At 42.4% G+C, this 11,591-nt stretch carries 9 protein-coding genes; 5 read left to right on the top strand and 4 right to left on the bottom strand.

The genetic code is table 11. The features are described 5' to 3' along the window. The first annotated feature begins 253 nt into the window (after nucleotides 1-253). The 5 genes from cbiD (at nucleotide 254) to O9290_RS09315 (ending at nucleotide 6,478) form a co-directional block, all read left to right on the top strand. A complete protein-coding gene (cbiD, locus tag O9290_RS09335; RefSeq protein ID WP_061432626.1) occupies nucleotides 254-1,378 on the top strand; it encodes a cobalt-precorrin-5B (C(1))-methyltransferase CbiD in 1,125 nt (374 codons plus the stop codon). Between the two features lie 143 nt (nucleotides 1,379-1,521). After that, on the top strand, nucleotides 1,522-3,147 hold the full coding sequence (gene guaA, locus O9290_RS09330) for a glutamine-hydrolyzing GMP synthase (RefSeq protein ID WP_288055842.1): 1,626 nt from the start codon (nucleotides 1,522-1,524) through the stop codon (nucleotides 3,145-3,147). 88 nt (nucleotides 3,148-3,235) lie between these two features. Further along, complete coding sequence (locus tag O9290_RS09325; RefSeq protein ID WP_288055840.1) at nucleotides 3,236-4,477, top strand: DUF262 domain-containing protein; 1,242 nt, start codon at nucleotides 3,236-3,238, stop codon at nucleotides 4,475-4,477. 14 nt (nucleotides 4,478-4,491) lie between these two features. Next, a complete protein-coding gene (locus tag O9290_RS09320) occupies nucleotides 4,492-5,142 on the top strand; it encodes a HEPN domain-containing protein (protein WP_288055838.1) in 651 nt (216 codons plus the stop codon). Between the two features lie 73 nt (nucleotides 5,143-5,215). Next, the gene (locus O9290_RS09315; protein WP_002757880.1) at nucleotides 5,216-6,478 is read left to right on the top strand and encodes a DNA cytosine methyltransferase; all 1,263 of its coding nucleotides are present in this window, start codon (nucleotides 5,216-5,218) and stop codon (nucleotides 6,476-6,478) included. 116 nt (nucleotides 6,479-6,594) lie between these two features. Here the strand turns inward: O9290_RS09315 and O9290_RS09310 are convergent, their stop codons facing one another. From O9290_RS09310 to O9290_RS09295, 4 genes are all read right to left on the bottom strand, one after another. After that, nucleotides 6,595-8,214, bottom strand: coding sequence for a S8 family serine peptidase (locus tag O9290_RS09310; RefSeq protein ID WP_288055835.1), 1,620 nt, complete (start codon nucleotides 8,212-8,214; stop codon nucleotides 6,595-6,597). Between the two features lie 483 nt (nucleotides 8,215-8,697). Continuing rightward, nucleotides 8,698-10,098: an ankyrin repeat domain-containing protein gene (locus O9290_RS09305; RefSeq protein ID WP_323131880.1), complete on the bottom strand. Its 1,401-nt coding sequence runs from the start codon at nucleotides 10,096-10,098 to the stop codon at nucleotides 8,698-8,700. A gap of 20 nt (nucleotides 10,099-10,118) precedes the next feature. Beyond that, nucleotides 10,119-11,225, bottom strand: coding sequence for a hybrid sensor histidine kinase/response regulator (locus O9290_RS09300; RefSeq protein WP_004162706.1), 1,107 nt, complete (start codon nucleotides 11,223-11,225; stop codon nucleotides 10,119-10,121). Between the two features lie 127 nt (nucleotides 11,226-11,352). Beyond that, nucleotides 11,353-11,547, bottom strand: coding sequence for a hypothetical protein (locus tag O9290_RS09295; protein ID WP_196219851.1), 195 nt, complete (start codon nucleotides 11,545-11,547; stop codon nucleotides 11,353-11,355). Nucleotides 11,548-11,591 lie beyond the last annotated feature (44 nt).

Below are 11,591 nucleotides of genomic sequence, written 5' to 3'. Positions count from 1 at the left end.
ACCAGATATGGGAGTGGTCGGGGGGAAAATTCCGGGACTTTTTCCCTGAAAATTAGGTAATTTACCCGATGAAAATGGGTAAAACCCCACACCCCACACCCCACACCCTACACCCTGCCCCTAGGAAAAACTTTTTCAGCAGACCCTAGTTAAAAGCCTAAGAACCGAGAATCCCCCGCTACACCGCGCGAGCGGTTAGCGGGGGAGAGTCAAAATCAGATCACGCTAATTTGATTGGTTATGGACCCTATTCATGTCTATCTCTCTACCCCGTTCGGGTTACACTTTACCAGTTTTTGCCTGTGCCAGTGCGATCGCATCTCTCCAGCATCTCCACGGCGAAAATGAGCTAAATTCCGTTACTTTTAATCTTTTAGAACCGCCAGAAGCCGTTACTATTGCCATCGAACAAGTTGCCCGACTGAACCCCGATGCTGCCCTAGCCATCACCCGCAGCGATCCGGGGGACAATTTGGATTTAACTAGAAATACCCCTATATGGGCGTTAGTAGAAAGAAAGACGGGTAATCAAGAGATAGAGATTCAAGGCGGCGAAGGAATCGGCCTACAGGTTGATAATAGCGGAAAATCAGCTATCTATAGTTATGCCCAGCGTCTCCTGCAAGAAAACCTCAGACCCCTGTTACTGCCCCAAGAAAGCCTCAAAGTGACGATTATCCTTCCAGAAGGCAAAAAACTGGCCACAAGGACTTCTAACGCCGCTTTTGGGGTGGTAGAGGGATTATCTTTGTTGGGTACCACTGGCATTTCCCAACCTCTCAGCGCCCCCGGACAGTTAGAAATCTTTCGCGAGCAATTAAAAATTTTATCTCTTCGTTTCGATCGCTTGGTGTTTTGTATCGGGGAAAATGGCTTAGATTTAGCCCCTCAAATGGGCATTAATCCTGATATTTTGGTAAAAACAGCCAATTGGATCGGGCCGATGTTATTAGAGGCACAATTACAGGGAATCTCTGAAATTCTTTTGTTTGGTTATCACGGTAAATTAATTAAACTTGCCGGGGGAATCTTTCAGACTCACCATCATCTCGCCGATGGTCGTCGGGAAATTCTTACCGCCTACGCCGCTAAAATGGGTTTAGCTACCCCCCATCTCCAGCAAATTTTTGACAGTAGCACCAGCGAAAACGGTCTGGAATATCTGCGTCAATTAGACCGGCAAACGGGAGATAATTGGGTGGAACGCATCTATGGAGAAATGGCTAATACGATTGATCGCCGTTGCCAAGAATACGTTTATAACCACAGTAACGGTCATCTTAGGGTCGGTTGTATTTTATTCGATCGCTCTCGTTCTTTGATCAGCAAAAGCGAAAATGGCCTTAAATTTTTGCAAAATCTACAAGTCACTCCCTAGTGACCGTGCTATGATCGTGGGAATATTTAGTCTTAAAAAATGAAACTAATAAGGCCATACAATTGTAGCTTATTTCCAGAACAATAGCCGATTTAGTTTACAAATCTTTAACTTTTTCCTGCCAGTTTCTTTTTTTGATCGCAGTGACAACTCAAACCCCCCTTCCCACCCCCCAAGAGACTTTGCCCTCAGAGTCCTTCACTAATAGCCTTAATCGTCAAATAATCATCATTCTTGACTTTGGCTCCCAGTATTCTGAATTAATCGCCCGCAGAATCAGGGAAACGAACGTTTACTCCGAAGTTCTCTCCTATCGTACCAGTGCCGAACAATTGGCACAAATCAACCCGAAAGGAATAATTCTTTCGGGCGGCCCCAATTCCGTCTATGATCCTGGAGCGCCCCACTGTGATCCCGAAATTTGGAATTTAGGTGTACCCGTCCTCGGAGTTTGCTACGGGATGCAATTGATGGTACAGCAGTTAGGGGGCAGGGTAGAACGGGCAAAACGGGCCGAATACGGCAAAGCATCCCTATTTATCAACGATCCTACCGATTTATTAACCAATGTCGAGGACGGTTCCACCGCTTGGATGAGTCACGGGGATTCCTGCGTGGAATTGCCCGCGGGTTTTGAAATTCTCGCTCATACCGATAATACCGATTGTGCGGCCATTGCCGATCACAAGAAAAAACTCTTTGGAGTGCAGTTTCACCCGGAAGTTGTCCATTCTGTGGGAGGAATCGCCTTAATTCGCAATTTCGTCTATCATATCTGCAAATGCGAACCCACTTGGACCACGGAAGCTTTTGTCGAGGAATCGATCCGAGAAATTAGGGCAAAAGTGGGCGATAAGCGAGTTTTATTGGCTTTATCCGGCGGTGTGGACTCCTCTACCTTAGCATTCCTCTTGCATCGAGCGATCGGTGATCAACTAACCTGTATGTTTATCGATCAGGGATTCATGCGTAAGGGTGAACCAGAACGATTAATGCAGATATTTAACGAGCAATTCCATATTAGAGTCGAGTATGTCAACGCTAGAGAGCGATTTTTAGCGCAAGTGGACGGTGTCACGGATCCCGAGGAAAAGCGCCGTCGTATCGGCCATGAATTTATTCAGGTGTTTGAAGAAGAATCGAATCGTTTGGGACCCTTTGATTATCTGGCCCAAGGAACTTTATATCCCGATGTGATTGAATCGGCCGATAGTAATGTGGATCCCAAAACCGGGGAAAGAGTCGCGGTTAAAATTAAAAGTCATCATAACGTTGGTGGACTGCCGAAAAATCTCCGGTTTAAATTAGTCGAACCCCTGCGAAAATTATTTAAGGATGAGGTGAGAAAATTAGGTCGATCGATCGGTCTTCCGGAAGAAATTGTTCGTCGTCAACCTTTCCCCGGCCCCGGTTTAGCGATTCGCATTTTAGGGGAAGTCACCGCAGATAAATTAAATATTTTGCGCGATGCAGATTGGGTAGTGCGCGACGAGATTAATAAGCAGGGAATGTATCACGATTTCTGGCAAGCTTTCGCGGTTTTATTGCCTGTCCGCAGTGTGGGAGTGATGGGAGATCAACGCACCTACGCTTATCCCATTGTCCTACGTTTAGTCAGCAGTGAAGACGGAATGACTGCCGATTGGTCCCGGGTTCCCTATGATTTATTGGAGACAATTTCTAATCGTATTGTCAATGAAGTTAAGGGAGTTAACCGCGTGGTTTATGATATTACTTCTAAGCCTCCCGGAACTATAGAATGGGAGTAGTATTGAATTATTGATTGATTGTTAGTCCCGTCCAAATATTGGGGCGGGATTTTTGCAGAATAGACAATTGAGGAGATTAATTACTACCATGGCACAGTTAGAGATGTGGGAAGAAATAGAAGCGGTGGATTTTGCGGAAGAAGAAGAAGATATTGAAGGAGAATCAGCAAACCAAAAAAAGCTACAACTCAAAGAAATCTCCGAGACTGTTGTTGCTGGAAGTGATTGGACTACCGCAACGATCCGCGATCAATTAATTCGAGAAAATATTCAACTCAATCCGCGCTTTCAAAGACGAGATGCTTGGAGTATTACTCGTAAAAGTCGATTTATTGAATCCCTAATTCTAGGGTTTCCAGTCCCACTGATTGTCTTAGCTACTAATAACAAGGAAAAAGGGAAATTTATCGTTCTTGATGGCAAACAACGCCTACTAACAATTTTACAGTTTTATGGTGACAGTGACACACCTAATAATAGTTTTACTTTAAAAGATTTAGAATTTTTAGATAATCTCAATGGCTGCCAATATCAAGATCTAAAAAATGACTTCAATTTAAATGATTTCTTAGACCAACTGGATAATCAAACTATCCGCACGATTGTTATCCGTAATTGGAAAACGGAGAGTTTCCTCCATAAAATTTTTCTGCGTCTCAATCTGGAAAATACCCCTTTGTCTTCTCAAGAATTAAGACAAGCATTACACCCAGGAGGTTTTATTAATTTTTTAGATGATCGAGCGATCGAAAGTCAAGCATTAAAGAAAATATTTAAATCTTCCTATCCCGATTTCCGGATGCGCGACACTGATATACTATTGCGTTATGTAGCTTTTCATTATTATTTATCTGATTATCGCGGTGATGTTCAGATGCTTCTAGATAAAACCTGTCAAAATTTCAATCAAGAATGGGAAAAACGCTCAGATGAAATTATCAATGTTGTTGATCAATTTGAAAAAGCTGTCCAGACAACGATTAATATTTTTGGAGAGAAAAACTTTTCTCGTCTCTGGCTGCCTGAATCGGCAACTTATCGAAGTCAGTTCAATCGAGCAATTTTAGATGTGATGGTTTTTTACTTTTGCGATGATCTAATTAGAGCAGCTGCCGAGAAAAACAAAGAACAGATAGAAAATGCTTTTAAAGAATTATTATCTAACCCTGACAATGAATTTAGGAACTCAGTAGAAAAAACTACTAAAAGTATTAGAGCAACTTACAATCGTTTTCATTTATGGGGTCAAGCTTTATCAAAAGTATTAGATATTAACTTCAATATTCCTCAGATGGAAGATAACCGTATTATTTTTAAGGGGTTAAGATAGTTGGTTTTTGTATTATGCCGAAATCTCTGAGATTTAGACAACTAACCAAAGAATTGAATCGACTAAAAAAACAATTCCTACCTCGTAAATTTAGCGAGATAAATGAATATTCTGAAAGACAATTAGCTTTAACTTTTGCCTATCGAGTTTTTGCTCATGCTGAGATTGAATCTTATCTTGAAGATCGAGTTTGGGATACAGTACAGACAGCAAAAAATATCTGGGATAATCAAGGTAAAGCTGGTCGAGTTTTGTTATGTGTAATCGCTTTTTCTGGTCAAGAAATGGAAGCTCCTCCCGACACCCTTACTCCTCTTAAAGGTAAGAAAAATCTGCCTGAAGATAAACTAAAAATAACTAAAAAAATTGACATAGCGATTAGATGTTTTAAATCAGTTATCGATCAAAATCATGGGATTAAAGAAACTAACCTATTAAAATTACTCTTACCAATCGGCATCGATAGTGATGACTTAGATAAAGTTTGGTTAGCCAATATGGATACTTTTGGAGAAGAACGCGGTGAAATCGCTCATTCTTCGGCAAGAAAAACGAAACAACCGCCTAACCCTGCCGACGAATTAGAGAGAGTTAAACAAATTATTCAAGAATTAGAGAAAGTCGATCAATTGATTACTAACTTGCTCAAGGAATTGCCCTCTTAATAAAACTTAAAGTGTTAACTATATCAGAAATATAGTATAATGAAAGGCAGACAATAGAGAGCTAATCATCAAAGTGAAACATAGACCAATTGCGATCGATTTATTTGCCGGCTGCGGTGGGATGTCCCTTGGTCTAGAAGCGGCGGGATTTGATATTGCTGTAGCGGTGGAGTTTGATGCAGTCCATTCCTTGGTTCATCATTTTAACTTTCCCTATTGTCAAACTATTTGCCGGGATATAGCCAAAGTAACAAGTAGAGAAATATGGGAATTATTAAAACTAAAAGGCTATGCCACCGATGTTAGCTTAATTGCCGGTGGACCCCCCTGCCAAGGTTTTTCACTGATTGGTAAACGACAAATAGATGATCCTAGAAATTCTCTAGTATTTGAATATCTGCGGATTGTAGGGGAAATTAAACCCAAGTATTTTATTTTTGAAAATGTCCCCGGCATGGCTACGGGTAAACATAAACAATTTTTAGAGGAGTTAATCTCTGAATTTGAAGCTATTGGCTATACAATTAATCAGCCAATTAAAATCCTTGATGCCAGTGAATATGGCGCACCACAAAAGCGCAGAAGATTAATCTTAATTGGTAGTCGAAAAGACGTGACGATGGCTAAATATCCCTTAGCCAAGACCGTCGATTTGAACTCAGCCAAAAAATCAGCTTTTACCAGCGTCTATGATGCGATTTCAGATTTAGAATTAATACCGGCCTTTATCGATACTGATTTAGGCATACCTGCATCAAAATTAGATTATAGTGGTAAGAGGAAAAAATATTCAGTGCAGCCAGGGGATATTTTTAAACTTTGTCATCAAAGAACAGTAGATACAAAAATCTATGGACATATAGGCTCAGTTCATACCCAAAGATCAATTGATAGATTTATCGTAACCGAACCGGGTACAGTGGAACCAAAAAGTCGCTTTTTAAAGCTTTCTCCCACTGGTTTATGTAATACTCTCCGGGCCGGAACTAATAGTGACAAAGGGGCCTATACTGCTCCTAGACCCATTCACTATTCTATTCCTCGTTGTATTACTGTACGAGAAGCCGCCAGATTACATACATTCCCCGATTGGTTTCAGTTTCACCGCACAATATGGCATGGTTTTCGTGAGATTGGTAACGCGGTTATTCCGCTATTATCGAAAGAACTTGGCTCTTCTGTGATGGGAGCAATGAATATCAATACCGCTAATCTCAACCGAGTTATTTTAGAAAAAATGCCCGAAGACTTATTGCTATATAATATGTCTCAAGCATCAAACTATTGGGGAATCCCCGACGATGTTATCCCGAAAAGAAAACGAGGTGTATCTTAGAGACTGTTCGGTATTTAAATTATACCAAGTCCGTTAGCTGCCAATCGAACTTTAAAAACTCGCTCCCATCTTCCCACTCTCCTATACTTTTTAAACAGGATTTACTATCATTTTTATTATTCGGGAACCGTCCACCAAGCGAGAGCAAAAGCTTGTTCTTTCTCGTTAACTTGTTGACGATATTGAACCCGAATTTTATAGTTTCCAGAGATGGGGATAGGACAAAAAATATGCTCTAAACTATCACTATCACTCAGGGAAGCACAGGTGTATTTAGCATTATTATCCTCCTGGGCAGGTAAAAGATAAACATCTAAATTATTCAGTCCGCGATCCCGGAAACTTTCATCGATATCATAGAGATTATTGCGGTTAGTATCGATTAGTTCTACCAAACGATCCCAAGCCAAAGTTATCGAAACAAAACTATTAGCTTTTAAGGGCTTCTCTAGGGCATAATCTTGATAACCATTAGCGGTAACTGTAGCGTAATCCCAACCAATAGGAGGAATAGATTCTGCGGCAGACCATTGACCATTACTAAACTGTGTGTAGGTGCGAAAAGTGTTAAGATGTCCCGTCCCCATCTGCATATCTAAAGGAATTTTCGGATCTTTATAAGCATCGGACTCTAACCAAGTTTTTTGATCCTTAGTTAAGACCGTCCGTCTCATACCTAACCGTAACCCATCCCCCGTATCTTTAATTTTATCGGCAGCATTAAGCATTACTGCCTTCATCACTTGATGATGACGAGAATCGACGCTCCAATGGGGATTTTTTTGATTAATTTGTTGATCGCCGTATTCTTGTAAAAGTGCCACGGATGCTGTAATATGAGGAGCGGCGAAACTGGTGCCACTAACAGTATTTAATTTACCTTTGAGGTCATAAAGCTCTATTTTATTGCCGGGGGCAACTAAATTAATTGACCGCCGCAAACCATCATTAATTTCCCGTTTAATTAAACTGCGACCAATACCCACTGGCAAAGCACTAATATTAGCAAAATCAACTTTAGTGAATTTTCCTTCTCTTGTCGCTGTATAAGCGGTAGTAATGCCGTTAAAATGATCGGTGGGAATGGGAATTCCTCCCTTACCTTGATTACCAGCAATTACATAAAGAACATCATCAACTCGCGATGACCAATCAACACATTGAGTTAATAAAGCTTGACCATCTAATTTTGGTTCCTGTCTTTGATCTCTTTGCAAAGATTCCCCAAAACTAAAGTTAATCGCCCGCACATCACCGCTATTTTGTCGGGCAATATTTTGACTAGCCAGACATTCTTCCGGTTGTCCGCCGCGTCGCAAAGAACCCACCGCCCCCGAATATAATCTCGCTTTTGGGGCCACTCCGGGGATTTTTTTATCATCACTGACCATTACCGTTGCCACCATAGCGGCGTGATTATCTAGATAGGTGTTGGGTTTGGCAATTTGATCGCGAAAAAAAACACCGGCTAATTTATAGGGAGGCTGCCAAGCTGCCACTTTATCATAACCGAACTGCGCCGGTCGGCCGATTTCCACTTGACCGATGGCAATTTTTCGCCCTAATAAATTATAGGGTTCCGCCCGCAAGCGATCGGCATAAATTCCCTGTTCACCGATGGAATTAGAAAGAACTAGGGAAGGAAGCAGAATTATCGTTACTACTAACCCGACGACAAACCAAAACCCTCTTTTCATCATCAGCAATCCTGCGGCAGTAAGGTGATACCAATCCATTCTAAGACAGAAATCTCAGGAGTGAATCTCACATTTGCAGAAATACCGACAATCAGCAATTATTAGTAACTCTTAAATTATTACAGATATATCAGCAGCTGGCTGTAAGCATCCCACCGAAAAGCTAATGCGCTCCGGGGTTTGGGGGCGGCGCCACGCCCCCAACGGGGGGTTTGGGTAGGGTTGATTCATGAATCAACCCTACCTGGAATCAACCCTACCTGGAATCAACCCTACCTGGAATCAACCCTACCTGGAATCAACCCTAGGGGTTTGGGGGGTTCTACCCCCCAAAAGCTCGGATTGAGCGATAAAATCGCAAGTAATACTAAATCCGTTGAGTATAGGCTACATATCAGGAGAGGCACTGACTTGAAAATAGAGGCTGAAATAACGCCAATTCGTCAATCAGAATATTTTCATGCTTGGCGGTGCCAACTTTGGCATCGGGACTGCTGATCGCTGATCGCTAAACTTGCACTCCTACTCGATCGCTCCTGCTTGTTGTAATAAAGAAACGATCGCCTGATGGTGATTAAATTTAGCTAACATTAAAGCGGTCATTCCCCCTTGATTTTTCTGATTTAAGTTCACCTTTCCCCCGTCTAACAGGACTTTAACCGTGTCGAGACAACCGTGATAACTAGCCCACATTAACGGGGAAGCACCGCTAAAATCGAGTTTATTGACATCGGCACCGATATCGATTAACCAGCGCACCAATTGACTATTATTGTCCTCACAAGCTTTCATAAGGACGGTTTTGCCATCGGGATAAACGGCGTTGGCATTAGCCCCGTATTCGAGGAGATAACGGCAGATTTCCGTAAATTGGCGCTGTAAAGCTAAAGTTAACGGTGTTTCTCCCTGCTGAGTTAGGTTAGGCTCCGCTCCTTGTTTTAACAATTCTAAAACGATCGCTTCGTATCCCTGCACCGTGGCGATAAGCAAGGGTGTATCACCAAAATGGTTACGGTGATTGACAAAAGCGCCAGCTTGTAGTAAGGCCTGGACGATCTCTAAATGTCCTTCGATCGTCCCTAAATGCAGGGCCGTTTCTCCCGCCTGATTTTGATTGTCAACACGGGCCCCCTGAGCAAGTAAAAGTCGGACAATATCGAAATATCCCTCAGCAGCGGCGATCATCAGGGCAGTTTCTCCCTCCTCCGTGCTAATGTTCGGATTGGCTCCCGCTTGCAGTAAAGTTTGTACGCTGCCGAGATTTCCCTTCTCTACAGCCAAAATTAGGGGAGTCTCCCCGGATAAAGTGGGAGCATCGAGGGGCATACCACGGGTAATAAACAATTCGAGGATTTCTGGGCAATTGGCGACGAGAGCCTGTAACCAAGCTTGTTGACGGATTTCTTCATCTACACCACGATCGAGCAGTAAATGGACAATTGCGGCGTAATTTTGTTTGATCGCTACAGATAAAGCCGTATCTCCATCCTGATCGCGCATATTGACCCGAGCGCCGGCGGTTAATAACTGTTCTGCGATCGCTGTATGACCCTTATAAGTGGCGATCATTAGTGCTGGTGTACCATCTTGATTGACCTGATTGACATTAGCACTGGCGGCGATTAATTGAGCAAGGATTTGACTGTGATTGAGGGCAGCCGCTAACATGAGAGGGCTTAAACCTTGAGGTTGTTTACTTTTGTTGATATCAGCCCCAAATTCTCGCAAAATTGCCACAATTTCCCTATGACCCCCCTGCACGGCATAGATTAAAGCCGTAGTATTTTGCCCATCAGTGGCGTTGACATTTGCCCCCTGACTCAGTAAAGCTTGAACCCGCGCGAGATTGCCCTGACGCGCCGCTTGTATTAACAAGATATCCCAATTAGAAGCCATTAACAGTGACCGATCGGCAGAAAGTATTTTTTCTATTATCGATCTTTCTAGACAGGTAAACGGACAGAAAAGCTACTACCCCGTTCTAATTCTGAGGTGACGGCAATAGTTCCCCCATGAGCATCGATAATGCGACGGGAGAGATAAAGTCCTAACCCATTGTTGGAACTGTCTGGGGAACCGGAGTACAGACGCTCGAAAATCCGGGGTAGTTCTTCTGCTGAAATTCCTATACCAGTATCCTCGACGACAATGGTGACAAAAGTATCTTCCTCTGTAGCGGGGATGAGATGAATTTTCACATCACCCTTTTGGGTAAATTTAATCGCATTGCCGATGAGATTGGTAAAAACGCGCCGCAGTTCCAAGCGATCGCCAGTTAGGAAAATTTCCCCGGCATTTTCGGCATTTAAGCTTAATTCTAGTCCTTTTTCTCGGGCAAGGGGAGTTAACTGCTGACAGACTTCTTCGAGAATATCGATAATCTTTAATTTAGTAAAATTAAGTATCTTTTCGCCGTTTTCATAACAATAAACTTCCAAAAGATTATTAACCATTTCCAAGAGATTTTGATTACTGCGAATAATCACATGAATGACTCGACTCATTTCGGGAGTAATCTCACCGTATAAACCTTCTTGAAATAGTTCTAATATGTGATTGACAGACACTAAGGGAGTTCGCAAATCGTGGGTCATCCTCGAAACAAAATCTTCTTTTTGTCTAGCCAATTGCTCTTTTTCTTGTTTGGCAATCGCCACTTCTTGTTCCGCTTCATAGATGCGTAGGGCGTTTCGCATCGCTTGATTTAAGCGCGAGGCAGAAAGACGAAATTTACTCAGATAATCGGAAGCACCGGCTTTCATCATATCTACGGCAATTCCTTCGTCTCCGTGACCGGTTAAAACAATTAGGGGTATTTTAAGTCCCTGTTGCCGAATTTCCCGCACCAAAGTTAAACCATCTCCATCGGGTAGAAGATAATCGATAAACATACAGTCGAAAAGATTATTGGACATCTTTTCTTTAGCCTCTTGATAGTCAGCGGCTTCTGTTATTTCTATCGCCATCTCCGATGTTCTTAAGAATCGGCGCACGGCGATCCGATCTACTTCATTATCATCAACAATTAGAATTCTTAACTGGTTTAACATTGCCAATTTAAATCTGAATTTCATTACTGTCTGATCTACCCTGATAGAATACCTTGAATCGGGTTCGATGGTCAAGACATTTTCGAGGTCGATTCTTACAGCTTTTTTCTTAAAGATGAAGTATAACCTAATTTGCTATTGACGACCGAATCGTGACGACTGGCCCCCCAAAACGAAAAATTAGTACCTCACTATTAAGATGACTGCCACAATCGGAAACAATACTTAGGGTCTGCTGAAAAAGTTTTTCGGTGGTGGCAGGGTGTGGGGTGTGGGGTGTGGGGTGTGGGGTGTGGGGTTTTACCAGTTTTGAGGTGGCCAATTACCTAATTTTCAGGGAAAAAGTCCAGGAATTTTCCCCCCGAT

The sequence above is a fragment of the Microcystis sp. LE19-41.2A genome, assembly GCF_027530405.1.
GTDB lineage: Bacteria > Cyanobacteriota > Cyanobacteriia > Cyanobacteriales > Microcystaceae > Microcystis > Microcystis aeruginosa.
This window is presented reverse-complemented; position numbering and strand designations above follow the sequence as displayed.